General features: G+C 64.9%; 13 protein-coding genes. 6 read left to right on the forward strand and 7 right to left on the reverse strand.

The genetic code is table 11. From position 1 onward, the window contains the following. Positions 1–173 precede the first annotated feature (173 nt). From FBZ87_RS26765 to FBZ87_RS26795, 7 genes are all read right to left on the reverse strand, one after another. Complete coding sequence (locus tag FBZ87_RS26765; RefSeq protein ID WP_186455008.1) at positions 174–2,564, reverse strand: TonB-dependent receptor; 2,391 nt, start codon at positions 2,562–2,564, stop codon at positions 174–176. Positions 2,565–3,087: 523 nt separating this feature from the next. After that, a complete protein-coding gene (locus tag FBZ87_RS26770; protein WP_145613638.1) occupies positions 3,088–3,381 on the reverse strand; it encodes a hypothetical protein in 294 nt (97 codons plus the stop codon). Between the two features lie 109 nt (positions 3,382–3,490). Further along, positions 3,491–4,435 (reverse strand): alpha/beta hydrolase, encoded by a 945-nt coding sequence (locus FBZ87_RS26775; protein ID WP_186455009.1) that lies wholly within the window; start codon positions 4,433–4,435, stop codon positions 3,491–3,493. A gap of 58 nt (positions 4,436–4,493) precedes the next feature. Then, complete coding sequence (locus tag FBZ87_RS26780) at positions 4,494–5,177, reverse strand: hypothetical protein (protein ID WP_145613640.1); 684 nt, start codon at positions 5,175–5,177, stop codon at positions 4,494–4,496. Positions 5,178–5,374: 197 nt separating this feature from the next. Next, the gene (locus FBZ87_RS26785; protein ID WP_145613641.1) at positions 5,375–6,172 is read right to left on the reverse strand and encodes an SDR family NAD(P)-dependent oxidoreductase; all 798 of its coding nucleotides are present in this window, start codon (positions 6,170–6,172) and stop codon (positions 5,375–5,377) included. A 21-nt stretch (positions 6,173–6,193) separates the two neighbouring features. Next, on the reverse strand, positions 6,194–7,036 hold the full coding sequence (locus FBZ87_RS26790; RefSeq protein ID WP_145613642.1) for an SDR family NAD(P)-dependent oxidoreductase: 843 nt from the start codon (positions 7,034–7,036) through the stop codon (positions 6,194–6,196). 16 nt (positions 7,037–7,052) lie between these two features. Further along, on the reverse strand, positions 7,053–7,817 hold the full coding sequence (locus FBZ87_RS26795; RefSeq protein ID WP_145613643.1) for an SDR family oxidoreductase: 765 nt from the start codon (positions 7,815–7,817) through the stop codon (positions 7,053–7,055). A 406-nt stretch (positions 7,818–8,223) separates the two neighbouring features. Between FBZ87_RS26795 and FBZ87_RS26800 the strand changes: the two genes are divergently transcribed. The 6 genes from FBZ87_RS26800 (at position 8,224) to FBZ87_RS26825 (ending at position 17,361) form a co-directional block, all read left to right on the forward strand. Continuing rightward, positions 8,224–10,740: a TonB-dependent receptor gene (locus FBZ87_RS26800; protein ID WP_186455010.1), complete on the forward strand. Its 2,517-nt coding sequence runs from the start codon at positions 8,224–8,226 to the stop codon at positions 10,738–10,740. Between the two features lie 32 nt (positions 10,741–10,772). Then, entirely contained in the window at positions 10,773–11,627 is an 855-nt protein-coding gene (locus FBZ87_RS26805) for an SDR family NAD(P)-dependent oxidoreductase (RefSeq protein ID WP_145613645.1), read from the forward strand. Between the two features lie 54 nt (positions 11,628–11,681). Beyond that, complete coding sequence (locus FBZ87_RS26810) at positions 11,682–13,613, forward strand: flavin-containing monooxygenase (protein ID WP_145613646.1); 1,932 nt, start codon at positions 11,682–11,684, stop codon at positions 13,611–13,613. 63 nt (positions 13,614–13,676) lie between these two features. Further along, positions 13,677–14,963: a CaiB/BaiF CoA transferase family protein gene (locus tag FBZ87_RS26815; RefSeq protein WP_211107231.1), complete on the forward strand. Its 1,287-nt coding sequence runs from the start codon at positions 13,677–13,679 to the stop codon at positions 14,961–14,963. Between the two features lie 4 nt (positions 14,964–14,967). Continuing rightward, positions 14,968–16,401: an aldehyde dehydrogenase family protein gene (locus FBZ87_RS26820; RefSeq protein ID WP_145613647.1), complete on the forward strand. Its 1,434-nt coding sequence runs from the start codon at positions 14,968–14,970 to the stop codon at positions 16,399–16,401. 48 nt (positions 16,402–16,449) lie between these two features. Continuing rightward, on the forward strand, positions 16,450–17,361 hold the full coding sequence (locus FBZ87_RS26825; protein ID WP_145613648.1) for an NAD(P)-dependent oxidoreductase: 912 nt from the start codon (positions 16,450–16,452) through the stop codon (positions 17,359–17,361). Positions 17,362–17,367 lie beyond the last annotated feature (6 nt).

The raw sequence follows: 17,367 nt of genomic DNA on the forward strand, positions 1-17,367 counted from the left end.
CACGCTTCTAGCTTGGCGCAAGAATCGCTTGTCCAAGCCACACTTTGAATTTGAAGCAGCCGGCCGAACGGTCGCAACATTCGGATTATGTGGTGAGGAACGATCAGAAGATCGTCCCTCACCAAATCTAGATACAGGATAAGCCAGGAGTCAGGGCCGGAAAATCAGTTCCCTCAAAACTCATAGGACAGCGTCATCCCCAGTTCCCGCGGCCGGGTCGTGCTGACCAGACGGTAGCCGGAGTTGAAGGCGGGACCGGCGGTCTCTGCAAAATAGGGCGGCGTGGCGAGATAAGTGCCCACGACCGACGGATAGCTGGCGTTGGCGCTGTTGATGGCGGTGATCTCCCGCGTGTCGAACAGGTTTTTGGCGAACAGGGTCAGGCTCCACCGGTCGTCCTTGCCGCGGACACCGACATAGAGGTTCATCTGGGTGATGTCGTTGAACTGGTAATGATCGACAGAGGAATAGAACCCCGGTTGATAGGTCACCAGCGCCCGGATGAAGGGCTGCACCGCCCCCACGTCGAAATCATATTCGGTGTTGGCCGACAGGTGAAACTTGGAGGTCTGGGCGATCCGGCCGTTGTAGGGGCAATAGGACACGCCCACCGTCGGGGTATTCAGGATGGGCGTGCCGTTGGCGTCGAAGATGTTGCACGGCATCTGGCCGTTCTCATAGTGCGCATCGACATAGCTGACGTTGGCACCAGCGGTCCAGTTGTCGAGAATCTGGCCACGGAGCTGGGCCTCGATACCGGTCGAGCTGACGTTCCCGTTCCAGTTCAGTTGCAGGGTGGAGTCCACGATCCCCGGCCCGTAGAGACCGTCGGACGCATTGATGGTATCAGTCGTGCGACCGATGTAGTTGGTGAAGTCCTGGTGGAAGACGTCGACATTGGCCGACAGCCGGTTGCCCAGGAAACTGCCCTTCAGGCCCAATTCGTAGGAATTGGAGGACTCGTTCTTCGCGACGATCAACGCGCTATTCAGCTGCGCCGTCACACCGACCGAGGCCGGGCCGACACGGTAGGAACGCCCATAGCTGATGTAGGTGGAAATGTCATCGGTCAGCTTATAGGTCAGGTTGGCGCCGCCGGTCACATAGTCCTGCGACCGGTAGGCCGCGCTGTTGGGCAGCGTCCCAAAGTTGTCGTAGACCGTGGTCCCGGCCGAACTGACGGTCAGGAAGCTCTGTTGCTGGCTGCGGGAATGAGTGTAGCGGGCACCCACCTGCAACCCCAGTTGGTCGGTGAACTGGAAGCTGTTGCTGGCATAGAGCGAGGACACATACGTGGTCCCCGGAACGGTGATCCTGACATTCACCGGAATGACATTGTAGAAGGGATAGAATGAACCCGGCTGAGGTGGGGAAGGATACAGCCCGGTCAGGAACTGGTCATTGGGCTGGGTTGTGGTCGTCGGCGTACCTTCTGAATAGTAGGAGACACCTACCAAGTAGTTCCAAAAATTCTGGCCATTGGACTGCAAGCGCAATTCGGCGGACCGGATGTAATAGCTAATGTGATTTTTCTGGAGCTGTTGGTAACCAGGTAGGCTATTCCCCACATCAAGATCGACCAGCTGGTTCAGGACAGCCTGTTGATCACCGGCGTTCAGCACCAGGGTGGCCGGCCCCAGATCCCAGGAGCCTTCAAAGGTGATCAAGTTGGTTTCGCTGACGAATTGCGGGATGCCGTCGGCCACCGCGATGTAGTCGTCGGCACCGGCGACCGGACCGTTGGCGGCCAGCTTCACCGTGGGCGGAAAACCCGGCCCCGACGCCAGAATGGAATTGCCGTTGCCGGCCACCTGCTGGAACTGAACATTCCGGCTTTTCATGTACTGGTCGGTCACGACGAACTGCAAGTCGGGCGTCGGATCATATTCCACCGTGGCACGCACGCTGCCCGTGCGGCCGTGCGACCGCTCGCCATTGTTGACGTTCCGAACGTCATTGATCCGGTTGCCGTCGAGGACACCGGCAACACGAACGGCCAGCACATTGTCGACGATGGGGGCGTTGATCGCGCCCTGCACGTTCCGCCCGCCCCGGTCCGACACCGTCATCTGGGCATAGCCCCCAACCTTGTCCATGTCAGGCTTGCGGGTGGTGATGGTGATGGCGCCCGCCGGGGCCGTCCGTCCACGCAACAGGCCCTGTGGCCCGCGCAGGACCTCGACCTGGCTGACGTCATAGAGCGAGGTGAAGGCCGTCTGCGCGTCGATGTTGATCTCGTTGAAATAGACATCGACCGCCGGCGCCGATCCCGTATCGGGATCGAAGGGAATGCCACGCAATGTGGCGGCCTGGTTGCGTCCGGTGGTGTTCGCGATCTCAAGCCCCGGCGTCAGCTGCTGGACATCCTGCACCGCCAGGATGTTGTACTTCGCCATGTCCGCCGAGGACACGGCATCGACCGCCATCGGCACATCCTTCAGCGCCTGGGAATGGCGGGTCGCGGTGACGATGATTTCCTCAAGCTCCGTCGCTCCCTGGCTATCCGACGCGCCGGATGCGGCGACAGGCTGGGCCCGTGCGGTGGTGGCCAAACACAAGGACAAGGCGGCGACCCCCGCCAGTGTTGCACCAGCGAAACTGCCACCAAGCGTGGACGCACCTCGGGCGTATGAACGCAAAGACATGTCTTCCCTCCCCGTATGCCGCAGGCTTGTTTCCGCCTCGGCTCTTTGACTTTTGACTAATTCGGCGAGCCCAATCGCCGGAGACGCAGTTTCCCGTCGCGCCAATCACCCTTCCGGCAATTGCGATGTCTGCACTATCATCTTTTACGCAAATAACGGCTTCATAGTACATGATACGCACTATTGCGCAACATCTCTATGTAGTGGCGCCGCATTTTGGCGGTCATTGTGGCCAAGAACCCCACTTTGCGTAGCCGCGATGGCCGGCGGCCCTCAGAGCACGGCGACGCATCCGCGCCATATCCGCGGACAAACTCGCGGGCATGGCGCGGCACACGGCGAAGGCACGCGCGTGAATGGGGTCAAAGGGGCTCTTGCAAGGCACCCGGCCTTCAATTGGCCAAGCCACCGGGTTCCGGCAGGGTGCGATAAACAGATCGCTTCAGCACCCGATAAACGAGCCGTTGGCCTTGCAATGATATCCACGGGCAATCTGCGCCTGGGCGGCCACCAGGGGATCGGTCACCAGGCGTGACAACAGGGCCGGCTTGAGGGAGTGAAGCAACAACACGGCCACCAGCACCAGGAGGCCGGCGGCCACCGACACACCAATGTGATGCAGGCGGAAGCCACTGTCCCGCCCCCCATTGTCCCACCCCCGGGCCCCATGGGCGCTTCGCCCGGACCTGAAGACCATGCTGGAAAAGTGCTTACCGCTCGCCTTGGATAGAGCCATGTCCGCCTCCCCGGGGTTCGGCGGCTTGCGCGGATTCCGCGTCAGGACCACCGTTGTTGTATCGGTCTCTCAGGCAACGCACGCACAGGCAGAGAACCCAGCCGGCCGGCTACCCGGCCTTCGCGCTGAATTGCTGGCGTAGCCAGCCGCCTACATCATCCACGGCCGTCTGCGCCGCGTCGATCACGCCAAGCCAGGAAACAAAGCCGTGCACCATGCCGACATAACGCCGGGTGGTGACGGGAACGCCCGCAGCCACAAGAAGCAGGCCATAGCCTTCCGCATCATCACGGGTCGGGTCGAATTCAGCCGTGGCGATGAAGGCCGGCGCGGCGCCAACATGGGATTCGGCGCGATTGGGCGACGCCAGCGGATTATCCCGCTGCGCCTCCACCTGTGACAGGTATTGATGCCAATAGAAGAACGTGTCCTCGGTGCTGATGAAGGGGGCCACGGGATAGTCGCGCCAAGACGCCGTCTCACCGCGGGGATAGCCGCCCGATCCATAGATCAGCACCTGCCCATCCAGTTGGGGGCCGCCTTCATCGCGGGCCCGCAGGGCCACCGACGCCGCCAGCACCGCACCGGCGCTGTCCCCAGCCACGGCCAAGCGGCCGGGAATGCCGCCGATCTCCTCGGCATGGTCGGCGGCCCAGCAGGTGGCCGCCCAGCAGTCATCAGGCCCCGCCGGGAATGGATGCTCGGGCGCCAGGCGGTAGTCCACCGAAACCACCAAGCATCCCGCCGCATGACACAGGCCCCGGCAGATCATGTCCTGCGTATCCAGGTCCCCCATGACGAAGCCGCCGCCATGGAAATAGACCAATACCGGTGCCGGAGTTCCACTTGCCGGGGTGTAGAGCCGCAGGCGCAGGTCGCCCGCCGGGCCGGCGATGACGCGATCCTCGATCTTGGCGATGGGCACCGCCAACGGCGGAAAGGCCAGCGACGCGTCCCGCACCGCCTTGCGTAAATCGGCCAGGGGAATGCTGTCCACCTTGGGGAAATGGGCAGCGGCATCGACGAAGGGTTTCAGTTGCGGCGAAATATTCATGGTTTGCTCCAGAGACAGCGAGATCGGCGCGGCTTCCCCGCCAACGGGAAGCGACAAGTCAGATTTCGGTCTTGGTGAACATGTTCTCGGGGTAGCCGGGGAAGACGTAATCGAGTTCCAGAACCAGCTTCTCACCCAACGGCCCGGCGGCGAAAATGTCGGTCTCGATGAAAGCCTGGACCGCGTGCCGACCATAGGTGTAGCGCGGCGTATCCCCGAAGACGGGGGAGGTATCCAGCCGCTCGTCCACCGCCGCCGTACCCCGGCGCGATCGGTTGGCCAGCAGGTTCAGCCGCCCCTTGAAGGCAGGATCGTTCGCCGCCAACTCGCGCGCCGCCAGCATCGTCCGCTCCACCCAGTCCAAGGACCGGGCCACGATGCCGACGTGGAAGCCATATTCGGGATCGCTGGCCTGCGCCGCGCGGAAGCCCGCCACGGCGGGATGCTCATCGACTTCACCTACGCGCAAGGCCGCGTGCACCGCCGCCATCAAGGCGCGATCCGGCGCCGGCAGCGCGGAGAGATAGACGATCCCCTGGCCCGCCGCCGCTTCAGCGCCGTCCAACGCCAGCTGATAGAAGCGTGTTCCATCGGGCATGGGAAAATCCTGCACGACCTGAAAACCCACCAGCATCAGCAGACGCGCGGCCAGCGGCCCCTCCTCCGGCACGCGATAATGTAAGGCGATATGTCCCAGATGGCGCTCGGCGCCGCCCTTCGGTTCCTGGCCCGCGTTCGACACGAGGCTTCCTCCCTGGTTTCATTATTTCAAGGGCTTAGGCGCGATATCGGCTCAAGCACCGTCAGGGGTGACGCCCTCCCAGCGGCGTCGGAAGTCTTACTTCTTCTACCACCAGCGTAGCGGGCATGACGGGGTCGCGCAATACTAAGCGTGCACTTACTTACAATTTATCCAAGCCAATAGCCCAGCGTGATCGGTCAGGTGAAGGACTGCGCGATGGAAGACGGAGCCCCTTGCAGGAACACATGGTAATGGCCGGCCGACCAGCCGCCATCCACCGCCAATTCGGCCCCGCAGATGTAGGAGGCATCGTCGGAACAGAGGAACAGGCTGGCGGCCGCGACTTCCTGGGTTTCCCCCATGCGCTGCAAGGGAACGACCTCATAGCCCCGGTTCTTGGCTTGTCCCGAAAGGCCCATGGGATTGCCCATGGTGGTGTCGATGCCCCCGGGATGGACGGAATTGACGCGGACACCATGGTGGCCGAGTTCCAGGGCCGCCGCCCGCGTCAGCCCACGGAGAGCCCACTTGCTGGCGACATAGGCGGCCACACCATTGCTGCCACGCAGCCCGTCAATGGACGAGATGTTGACCACAGCCCCCCGGCCGGCAGCCTTCATCACGCCACCGACATGCTTCAGGCCCAGGAACGCGCCCTTCACGTTCACCTGGTAGACCCGGTCGAAGTCTTCTTCGGCAAGGTGTTCGATGTCCGCGAAGTGCAGGACGCCGGCGTTGTTCACCAGGGCGTCTATGCGCCCCCAGCGCTGCGTGACATCGGCCACCAACGCTTCCCATGCCGCCCCCTTCCGGACATCCAGCGGGAAATATTGCCCCCGCGGCCCCAATTCCATGGCAAGGGCGCGTCCCTCGTCATCCGCCATGTCGGCCACGACAACGTATGCGCCCTCGGCCGCGAACAGGCGGCAAGTGGCCGCCCCCATGCCCTTGGCACCACCGGTGACAATGGCGACACGGTCCTTCAGTCGATCCACCTTTTCCTCCCTATCTCGCAGTCATTGCGCCTGGTCACGGGCCAGATCGGCCAGGGGATGGGGCGCGTTGGCGTCCCAGGCGTGACGCGGCCCCACGCTCAACCCGCCGTCGACGACAAAGCTGACGCCGGTAACGAAACTCGCCTCCTCACTGGCCAAGTATAAGGCCGCGCAGGCGATGTCTTCCGGCTGCCCGGCCCGGGGAATGGGCTGGGCATGCGCGCACACCTCCGCCACACGGGCAGCGAACTGGTCCGCAGCCGGCCGGTCCATACCCAATGAAGCGCCAAAGATGGACGTGGCGATCATGCCGGGGCACACGGCGTTGACCCGTATACGCTGAGGGGACAATTCAGCTGCCACCGTGCGCGTCAGGTGCAGCAGGCCGGCCTTGGCCGTGGAATAAGCGATCGGTCCCCATCCCGCCTGCATGCCCGCCACGGACGCGACATTGACGATGGCGCCACCGCCGCGCGCTGCCAGCAACGGGGCGGCGTACTTCATGCCCAAGGCGGGTCCCCGCAGCAGGACTTGGAAGATCCAGTCCCACTGCTCGGCCTCGATCGCGGTGATGGAAGGCATCATGTCGCAAATGCCGGCATTGTTGACCAGGATGTCCAGCCCGCCGAACGACGTTGACGCCAGGGCGACGGCGGCGGCGATTTCCGCCTCCTGCGTGACATCGCACCGAATGTGGCGCACCCGCCCGTCATGGACCTGCTCCAGCACCCGTCCCTTGTCATCCTGGATGTCGGCGACGACAATGCGCGCGCCTTCGGCCACGAACAGCCGGACCATCGCCAAGCCGATGCCGGAAGCGCCGCCGGTGATCAAGGCGACCTTCCCATTTAGACGACCGGACATTCCCGCTTCCCCGTGCTCAGAACCGGTCCGGTCGCATCAGCGCATCCGTCCCACCGTCGTTGAAGATGATCTGGCCCAGGAGGTAGTGCCCCTCGAAACCCAGCAGGTAGATGATCAACTCCGCGATCTCATCCGGCCTGGCAAAACCGGGGACCGCCATGGGGTTGGTCTGGTCGATCACCGCCCGCATCTGTGCATCCGCCAGCAACTGCGCGGTCATGGGTGTCTCCACCACACCCGGCGCCACACCATTCAGAAGGATGCCAGCGCCCGCCCATTCCGGATGCACAGCGGTGCGGCGCAGCCATAGCGCCAACGCCTTTTTCGACGCCGGATAAGCCACTTCCGGACTGTCGGAAAGGACAGCCAGCGCGGCAGCCTCATCCCCTGTCAGGCAAGTGGCGGCCACCGCATCTCCCACTGGCAGCAAGGCCGCCGTCGAGCAGGTGGCGACGGCGCGACCTCGTGAGGACAACGCCAGCAGCGGGCGCAGCCCCTCCAGCGTGGCGACGGCACCGAAATAGTTGACGGCCAACGTCTCCTCCGGCCGGTCCGGCCGCGAGATCCCGGCGTTGGCGACGACACCATCCAGCCCCTCAGGCGCCAGGGCATGGGCCCGCTCCACCAGCCACCGCCGGCCATCCGCCGTGGCCAAATCCGCTTCGATCTCGGCATCACGGATATCGGCACCGATCACGCGGTCGCCTGCGGCCTCCAATCGGCGGCGCACGGCCAAGCCAATACCCGACGCCGATCCCGTTACCAGCACGGTTCGAGCCATCTTCCCTCCCCTGTTCCTTATTACGTCACTTTATCCCAGAGCCCGCGTATGCGACCCGAGAGCGACATATATCTACGCAAATAACGTTTTTAATCGTCGATATACCAGCACTATGCGCTTTCATGAATGCAACCGTCAACGCATATTGACTTTGTAAGTGAACACTCACATCCTAGGCACGTAGCGCCATCGCAGAATGAGCAGCTGAGGGAGGATTGCGCGCGACGGGAGCGCAAGAGCGGATGTCGGCCCCATCGCCTGAACGCGGCGAAGTTGGAGGCGCCGACCGCCATTCCAGATCGAACACATCCAGCGATGACGGTGGGCGCCCCGGAAAGGCGCGCAAATAAACAAAACCATGCAGGGAGGAAACAGCGTGCGGAGAGGAAACCCTTGGCTGTTGGGAATGTTGTTGTCCGGTACGGCTTTATCCTTGGTTGCCGGCGTCGCGGCCGCTCAAACGACGGCACCATCCGCCGTCCCGCCCTCGACGGCAGCCCCCGCCAACACGACAGATGCGAACACGCTCAATGACATCATTGTCACGGCCAACCGCCGTGCGGAGCGCATTCAGGACGTTCCGACCGCCATCACCGCAGTCAGCACCGACACCCTGCACGAACAGAACATCAGCACGCCCCAGGATCTGCCCGGCAAGATCCCGTCATTGATGGTGACGTCCAACGGCACCACCCGAAACGCCGAAACCGTCGTGATCCGCGGTCAGGGGCAAAGCTATCTCGCCCCTGTCGGCGTCGTGAACTATTTCGCCGAGGTGCCGCTGATCCAGGGCGCGATCATTTCGAATCAGGGCGGACCGGGCACGTTCTTCGATCTGGAGTCCTTGCAGGTGCTGCGCGGGCCGCAGGGCACGCTGTTCGGCAAGAACACCACAGGCGGCGCCTTGCTGCTGGGGCCGGCCAAGCCCACCGATAAATTCGAGGGCTATTTCCAGGCCCAGGTCGGTAACTACAACGACCGGGAATACGAAGGGGTCATCAACGTCCCCGTCGACGACAAGCTGGCTGTCCGCCTGTCGTTCCGCAAGGTGGACCGCGACGGCTATACCAAGGATGTCGGCCCGCAGGCCTTCGGTTACGGCTACGTGCTGACGCCCAACGGCCCGTCCAACGGCTTCGCCGGCAAGGACTACGACGACCGCCACTACGACACAGTCCGTCTGGGTGTTAACTGGACACCGACGGAGCGGGTTGAGAGCTATCTGGTCGCCTACTACACGCAAAGCCACGACAACGGAACCGGCCTGTCCATCAGCGATGCCAACACCGGCGCCAACCTGTCGAACCTAGCCGGCAACCTGTTCTATCGCCAGCCGACGGACCCGCTGTACGGCAGCAACGACCCCACGATCGCCCAAGGCATTCTGGCCCGCCAGCGGGCCCTGGGCCCCCGCGAGACGGCGCTGAACACCAACGAGTTCGATGATCTGAAGGTCTGGAGCCTGACCGACATCCTGAAGGTCGACCTGACGGACACGCTGCTGTTCCGCAATATCTTCGGCTATCAGCGGATGAAGCAGGGCTACGCCTGGGACCTCGATGGTTCCATTCTGCCGCTGACCGCGCAAAACCCCACCCTGGTGGTGGCCGGGACACCCGGCAGCTTCGGCCAAGTGGGCCAGGGCACCAACATCACCAACCTGAGCCAGCTCAGCGTCGAGCCGCAGATCCAGGGCAAATTCCTGGCCGACAAACTGAACACCGTGGTTGGCCTGTTCTATTCCGATGTCCAGCCGGAAGGCCTGCAGGCGCTGGGCAGCTTCAACTTCGGCGAACCGGGCATGGTGCTCTATTCGGTCAAGACCCAGAGCAAGGCTGTCTACGCCCAGTCCGATCTTGATCTCGGCGCCTATGTCGGCGCACTGGACGGCCTGAAGCTGACCGCCGGTGTCCGCGAGACCTGGGACAGCTATGACGGCCGGCGCTACGCCAGCAGCTACTTCAATATCCCGGAGGCGCAAGCCAGCAAGACCGCCGCGGCCACCACCTGGACCGTCGGGTTGGACTACCGCCTGGCCGCGAACACCATCGTCTATGGCAAGGTCACCCGCGGCTATAAGGCCGGCGGCTTCAACATGGTCGGGGTGCAGCAGGATGGCCTGACCTACGCGCCCGAGCACGTCACCAATTACGAGGTCGGAACCAAGACCGACTTCAGCGTCGCCAACATTCCCGTCCGGCTGAACGCCACCCTCTACGACATGGAAGACGACGGGATACAGCGCAACAGCGCCGACAACGCCTTCAACGGCTTCCAGAACGCGTCCGGCCTGGACCAGGGGGCCCGCATCTTCAATGCCGGCGCATCCACCGTCCGTGGCGTGGAACTGGAGCTTTCAGTACGACCCGCCAAGGGCCTGGAGCTGAGCGGCTCCTACGCCTACATGGACGCCCACTACAACAACTTCCACATCGACATCCCGCCCGATCCGCTGGTCACGATGAAGGATACCTGCAGCGGCCCGCTGGCCGTGCCTTCCCCCTATCTGCCGGGCGCCAGGGCGGTCAGCGCCAATCTCAGCTGCATCCCCTTCCCCTTCGCCCCCAGGCACCAGTTCAACCTCAACGCCCGCTACCAGTACGACCTGGGGCGCTCCCTGGGCTCCCTGGTGGGAACGGCCAACTTCTCCTGGGTGGACCAGCAGTTCGCCTCATCCATTTCAACGCCGGCAGGAGAGCCGGGCGCCACGCTAGCCCCGTATGGACTGCTGAACCTCAGCCTGGAGTGGCAGGACCTGCTGAACCGGCCGCTGGACCTGCGTCTGTTCGTCACCAACGCCACGGACAAGGTCTACCGCATCAGCAACAGCAACCTGACCGACACCGCGTTCGGCAGCTCCGCGTCCATTTACGGCGAGCCGCGCATGTACGGCTTGTCGCTGCGCTACCGCTTCGGCGACTGAGCCCACGCCGGTGATCCTCAAGGGGAATTCAGATGAGCATCGAACAGGAAGTATTCGGCAGCGGCGTCGCCGTCGTCACCGGGGCGGGGGCCGGCATCGGCTCCGGCATCGCCCGGCGGCTGGGGCAACTGGGCATGCACGTGGTGGTGACCGATATCGCCGGTGACCGCGCTGAAGCGGTGGCCGCCGCCATCTGCGCCCAGGGGGGCCGGGCGGAAGCGCAAACGTTGGACGTGTCGCGACCGGCGGAACTGGACCGCCTGGCGGCGGACCTGTTCAGCCGCCATGGCGCCGTCAAGCTGCTGGTCAACAACGCCGGTATCGAGACCATCGGCTTCAGCTGGGAAATCCCGGCCGAACGGTGGGAAACGACGCTGAACGTCAACATCCACGGCGCCGTCCACGGGGTCCGCGCCTTCGTGCCCCACATGCTTAAGGCCGGCCAGCCGGCGTGGATCGCCAACCTGGCCTCGGTCGGCTCCTTCGGGGTCATGCCCACGCAGACCGCCTACATCATGAGCAAGCACGCGGTGCAGTCTTTCAGCGAATGCCTGTTCCTGGAACTGCAGATGGCCAAGGCGCCGATCCGGGTCAGTTCGGTCATTCCCGGCATGCTGAAGACTTCGATCTTCGATGAGGCGGGCGGCAAGGGCGAACCGCCGGCCGCCAGCCACCACCGCAAGGTCATGCGCGAGCTGATGTCCACCTACGGCATGGACCTGGACGAGGGCTGCCAGCGCATCGTGGCGCAGATCGCCGAGGGCCGGTTCTGGGTCTCGACCCAGCCGGAAATGACGGCCGGCATGATCGCGGGGCGCGTCGACTTCCTGACCCGGCAGACCGACCCCACCCTCAGCGACCAGGCCAGGCACCTCCTGGAAAGCTGACCCGGCAGCCTCCCGCCTGCCCTCACGACCCTCAGCCCCAAGGAAGACTGTCCCATGGCACCCCACTCCCCGGTCCCCTTTTCAGACGCGCGCAGCCTGCCCATCCGGGACCATGACGGACTGCGCCAAGCCTTGACCGACGCCAACCTGCCCACCCTGCTCATGGTCTACATGCACTACACGGAGGATGAGGGGATGCTGGAGCGGTTCGCCCCGCATATCCACTCCCCCTACGCCTATAATCCCGCACCCATCCCGGCGGAATTGGAGCAGGAACTGCGCGATCGTCTCTTCGGTCTGCTGACCCAATCGCCGCCGCCCGTCGAACGGCCGCTGTCGCACGACCTGATGCGCCGGATGATGAGCGTCGGCGTGGCTGAGACCGTGGATGAGGAATGCGTGCCCATGCTGCTGGAGCAGATGGGGTTCGAAACGCCGGTTCCGCGCTCCAGCGTGCCGGGGCGCGCGGCGCCGGCCGGCTTCAAGGTGCTGGTCATCGGCTGCGGCATGACCGGCATCGTCGCCGGCATCAAGCTGGCGGAGGCCGGCTACGACCATGTCATCATCGAGAAGAATCCCGAGGTCGGCGGTACCTGGTACGAGAACCGCTATCCCGGCGTGGGGGTCGACACGCCCAGCCACTTCTACTCCTTCTCCTTCGAGATCAATCCCGAGTGGAACCACTACCACCCCAAGGGCCACGATATGCAGGATTACCTGCTGCGGGTGGCGGACAAGTACGGTATCCGGGATCGGACCATCTTCAACACCCAGGTCCTCTCCTGCGTCTATGACGCCGACCTGGGCCTGTGGCACGTCACCGTGCGGTCGAACGATGGTCGGGAATGGGTCATCGACGCGAACGCCGTCATCAACGCCCATGGCCCTTTGAACCGCTGGCAGTTGCCGGACATGCCGGGGCTGAAGGACTTCAAGGGTCCGGCCATGCACACGGCCGCCTGGGATACCCGTGTCGACTTGGCCGGCAAGGACGTGGTCATGATCGGAACCGGGGCCAGCGGCGTGCAGCTGGCGCCTGCCATCGCACCGTCGGTAAAGCATCTGACCATCCTGCAGCGCTCGCGCCACTGGGTCATCCGCAATCCGGAAATCGGCCGCCAGGTCACGGAAGGCGTCAAATTCGCCCTGCGCCATATCCCGCATTACAAGGAATGGTTCCGTTATCGCGTCTACTGGTTCGCCGGCGATGGGTTGTTCGTGAACGTCGTGAAGGACCCCAACTGGACGGGCTCGGATTTGTCGGTCTCGGCCCATAACGAGGGCATGCGCCAGTTCGCGTTGTCCCAGCTGCAGGCGGCAACAGCGGACCGGCCGGACCTGTTCGAGAAGCTGCTTCCCGACCACCCGATCTTCTCTAAGCGCATCCTGCTGGACGATGGCTGGTTCGATACCCTGAAGCGGGACAACGTGACCCTGGAGAACCGGGCGGTCGATCATATCGAGGCCGACGCCGTGGTGCTGAAGGACGGGACCCGCCTGCACGCGGACGTGCTGGCGCTGGCCACCGGGTTCAACGTCGCCAAGATGCTGGGCTCCCTTACCGTCATCGGACGCGAGGGTGCCGACCTGGGCCGGATCTGGGGCGAGGACGACCCCCGCTCGCATCTGGGCGTGACCATCCCGGGCTTCCCCAACTTCTTCTACACGGTGGGTCCGAACAGCGCGCCCAATCATGCCGCGGGCCAGAACCTGATCTCCGAAGTCCAGGTCAACTACATCATCGAGTGCCTGGATGCGGTGGTGGCCGCCGGCGCCAAGGCCATCGAGCCAACGAGGATGGCGTTCGACGCCTTCAACGAGCGCATCGACCGGCGCATGCAGGACATGATTTGGACCCACCCCAAGGCCAACAGTTACTACAACAACAGCAAGGGCCGCATCTTCCTGTCCTGGCCGTATCGACTGGTCGACTATTGGACAGCCATGCGCAAGCCGGACCTCAACGACTTCACCCTTCTGCGTTGACCGGTTCCAAAGCGGCGGTCCCAGCCGGACCGCCGCCACCCGCCCCCATGAGAGACGTCTTTCGTGCCCCCTGACGACACTTCCCCCACCCCGGCAGCGCTGGCCGGCATCCGGGTCCTGGACCTCAGCCGCGTGCTGGCGGGGCCCTGGGCGGCCCAGATCCTGGGCGACCTGGGCGCCGACGTCATCAAGATCGAGCAACCCGGCAAGGGAGACGATACCCGAAGCTGGGGCCCTCCCTATCTCCCCAGCCGCGATACCGACGCCGACCCCTTCAGCGCCTATTATCTGGCCTGCAACCGCAACAAGCAGTCGGTGGCCATCGACATCGCCAAGCCTGAGGGAGCGGCGCTGGTGCGCCAGTTGGCCCGCCGCAGCCACATCGTGCTGGAGAACTTCAAGGTGGGAGGCTTGGCCCGCTATGGGTTGGACTACGCCAGCCTGGCGGCCGAAAACCCCGGCCTGATCTACTGCTCCATCACCGGGTTCGGCCAGACCGGCCCCTATGCGGCCCGGGGCGGTTATGACTTCCTGATCCAAGGAATGAGCGGCCTGATGAGCGTCACCGGTCAACCGGATGGCATGCCGGGGGCCGAGCCATTGAAAGTGGGCGTGCCGGTCTCCGACCTGTTCACCGGCCTCTACGCCACGGTGTCCATCCTGGCCGCCTTACGCCATCATGAACGCACGGGCGAGGGCCAGCATATCGACTGCGCGCTGTTGGACACGCAAGTGGCCCTGCTGGCGAACCAGGGCATGAACTGGCTGGTGGGTGGCCAAGTGCCCCGTCGGCTGGGCAACGGTCACCCCAACGTCGTCCCCTATCGCTGCTTCGCCACGCGGGATGGGCACATCATCGTCGCGGTGGGCAACGACGGCCAGTTCCGCGCCCTGTGCCAGGCGTTGGATCGCGCCGACTTGGCGGCCGATCCCCGCTACACGGCGAACCCCGGCCGCCAGCGCCATCGCGAGACGCTGGAGGCGGCGCTGGCGGACAGCATCGCCGGCTGGGAAATGGCGCCCTTGATCGATCACCTGGCCCGCGCAGGCGTTCCGGCCGGCCCCATAAACCGCGTCGACCAGGTCTTCGCCGATCCCCAGATCGCGGCCCGCGGCCTGGTGCATGAACTGGCGGCGCCGGACGGCACCTCCATCCCCGTCGTGGGTTTCCCGGCCAAGCTGTCGCGCACACCGGCCCGCTACACCTTGGCGCCCCCCCGGGTGGGAGCGCAGACGGCCAAGGTTCTGGGGCGAATCCTGGGATTGGACCCGCAAACGGTGGACGGACTGGCCAGCCGGGGCGTGGTCCAGAGCGCCCCCGAAACGCCCGCCTCGCAGACAGAGGATTGATATCATGGAAAAGCTGAACTGGATTGGCGGGCGGCAAGTGGCGGGCATCCGTCTCACGCCCAATTCCAACCCGGCCAACCCCGACGACGTGATCGGACACTACGCCTGCGCCAGCCCGGACCAGGCCGCCGAAGCGATTGCCGCCGCGCGTGCCGCAGCACCGGCCTGGGCGGCCACCAACCCGCAGACGCGGTCGGACATCCTGCGCCGGACGGGTGACCTGCTCCATGCCCGCGCCGAGGAATTGGGTGCCCTGTTGACGCGGGAGGAAGGCAAGACCCTGCGGGAGGGTATCGGCGAGGTGCGGCGCAGTGCCCAGATTTTCCACTACGCGGCGGGCGAGCCGCTGCGCGCCGGTGGTGAGAGCCTGCCCGGCCTGCGCGATGGCATGACAGTGGTCGTAAGCCGGGAACCGGTCGGCGTTGTGGGCCTGATAACGCCCTGGAACTTCCCCATGGCCCTGCCGGCCTGGAAGACGGCCTACGCGCTGGCCTACGGCAATACCGTCGTCCTGAAGCCATCGGACGTCACGCCCGCCTGCGCCTGGGAATTGGCCAACCTGCTGCACCAGGCCGGGCTGCCGGCCGGCGTCTTCAACCTGGTGATGGGTCCCGGGTCTCGTCTCGGCCCGGCGCTGGTGGATGGCGCGGATGCCATCAGCTTCACCGGCTCGCCAGGGGTGGGGCAGGACATCCTGGCCCGCAGCGTCCCCCGACGCATCAAGGTCCAGTTGGAGCTGGGCGGCAAGAACCCGCTGGTGGTGCTGGACGACGCCGACCTCGATCTGGCGGCCGGCATCGCCGTGCAGGGGGCCTTCCACTCAACGGGCCAGCGCTGCACAGCCACCAGCCGCATCATCGTCCATCGCCATGTCCACGACGCCTTCGTCGAACGCCTGGTCGCCAGGACCCGGGGCCTGCGGGTGGGCGACCCCATGGCGCCTGAAACCGACATGGGCCCGGTGGTCAACGAGGGCCAGTTGCAGAAGAACCTGGGCTATGTCGCGGAAGCCCGGACCGAGGGGGCTGAACTGGCCTGCGGGGGCAAGCGCCTGGACCGGCCGGGCTGGTTCATGGAACCGGCACTGTTCGTCGGCACCAACAACGCCATGCGCATCAATCGTGACGAGGTTTTCGGGCCCGTGGCCTGCGTCATATCCGCTGACGACCTGGACCACGCGATCGCGATCGCCAACGACAGCGAACACGCCCTGTCCAGCGGCGTGGTCACCCGCTCGCTCTCCGCCGCCGAAGCCTTCCGCCGCCGGTCCCATGCCGGCCTGGTGATGGTGAACGCCCCCACCGCCGGCATAGACTACCACGTGCCGTTCGGCGGCCGCGGCGCCTCGGGTTATGGCGGACGCGAACAGGGCAGCGCCGCTATCGAATTCTTCACCGAGGGCAAGACCACCTACGTCAACCACGGGGTCGTCGACTGAACCGCCCCCGGCCGCCATCCGGCCCATCCTTGAAAGGAGGTCAACGACATGACCGACACCATCGCCTTCATCGGCCTTGGCGCCATGGGGCTGCCCATGGCCAGCAATCTGGTCCGCAAGGGCTTTCCCGTCATCGGCTTCGACCTTGACCGCGCCAAGCTCGACGCCCTGGTGGCGGTGGGCGCCAAGCCGGCTGGCAGCCTGGCCGACGCTGTCCGTGAAGCCGGTATCGTCATCACCATGCTGCCCGCCCCCCCTCATGTCCGTAGCGTCATGCTGAGTCCCGATGGTGTGCTGGCCCATCTGCGCACCGGCGGCCTGGTGATCGACATGAGCACCATCGACCCCGCGACCACGGATGACGTGGCGGACGCCTGCCGCCGGAAAGGCCAGACCTTCGTCGACGCCCCCGTCGGCCGCCTGGTCAGCCATGCCGAGCGCGGCGAATCCCTGTTTATGGTGGGTGCCAGTGATGAGGGCCATGCCCGCGCCCTGCCCCTGTTGCAGGCCATGGGCACCTCCATCCTGCGCTGCGGACCGGAGGGCAGCGGCACGCGCACCAAGATCGTGAACAATTACCTGGCCATCGTGGGAGCGCAACTGACGGCGGAAGCCCTGCTGCTGGGCACGAAGCTGGGACTGAATGTGGCGACCATGCGCGACGTCGCCGGCGGCACCACCGCCACCAACGGCCAGCTCATGATCAACTTCCCCAGCAAGGTGTTGAAGGGCGACACGGCGCCCGGGTTCACCATCGATCTGGCGCACAAGGATCTGATGCTGGCCCTGGCCGCGGCATCACAGCAGCGCCTGGGCCTGCCGGTCGGTCAGGCGGCCGCGTCCGCCTTGGGCGCGGCGCGGGGGGGCGACTATGCGGGCCGGGATTTCTCCGCTCTGCTGGACTACGCCTGCGAGATCGCCGGCGTCGCCCCACCCCGCCTGTCCCTCCAGGCATCCTGACGCGAC

Source organism: Nitrospirillum amazonense (assembly GCF_007828035.1).
Taxonomy (GTDB): domain Bacteria; phylum Pseudomonadota; class Alphaproteobacteria; order Azospirillales; family Azospirillaceae; genus Nitrospirillum; species Nitrospirillum amazonense.

Coding starts and splice junctions, on each gene's coding strand:
- FBZ87_RS26770 (WP_145613638.1), bottom strand. CDS start 3,381: ATGGCTCTATCCAAGGCGAGCGGTAAGCACTTTTCCAGCATGGTCTTC.
- FBZ87_RS26775 (WP_186455009.1), bottom strand. CDS start 4,435: ATGAATATTTCGCCGCAACTGAAACCCTTCGTCGATGCCGCTGCCCAT.
- FBZ87_RS26790 (WP_145613642.1), bottom strand. CDS start 7,036: ATGTCCGGTCGTCTAAATGGGAAGGTCGCCTTGATCACCGGCGGCGCT.
- FBZ87_RS26795 (WP_145613643.1), bottom strand. CDS start 7,817: ATGGCTCGAACCGTGCTGGTAACGGGATCGGCGTCGGGTATTGGCTTG.
- FBZ87_RS26800 (WP_186455010.1), top strand. CDS start 8,224: ATGTTGTTGTCCGGTACGGCTTTATCCTTGGTTGCCGGCGTCGCGGCC.
- FBZ87_RS26805 (WP_145613645.1), top strand. CDS start 10,773: ATGAGCATCGAACAGGAAGTATTCGGCAGCGGCGTCGCCGTCGTCACC.
- FBZ87_RS26810 (WP_145613646.1), top strand. CDS start 11,682: ATGGCACCCCACTCCCCGGTCCCCTTTTCAGACGCGCGCAGCCTGCCC.
- FBZ87_RS26820 (WP_145613647.1), top strand. CDS start 14,968: ATGGAAAAGCTGAACTGGATTGGCGGGCGGCAAGTGGCGGGCATCCGT.
- FBZ87_RS26825 (WP_145613648.1), top strand. CDS start 16,450: ATGACCGACACCATCGCCTTCATCGGCCTTGGCGCCATGGGGCTGCCC.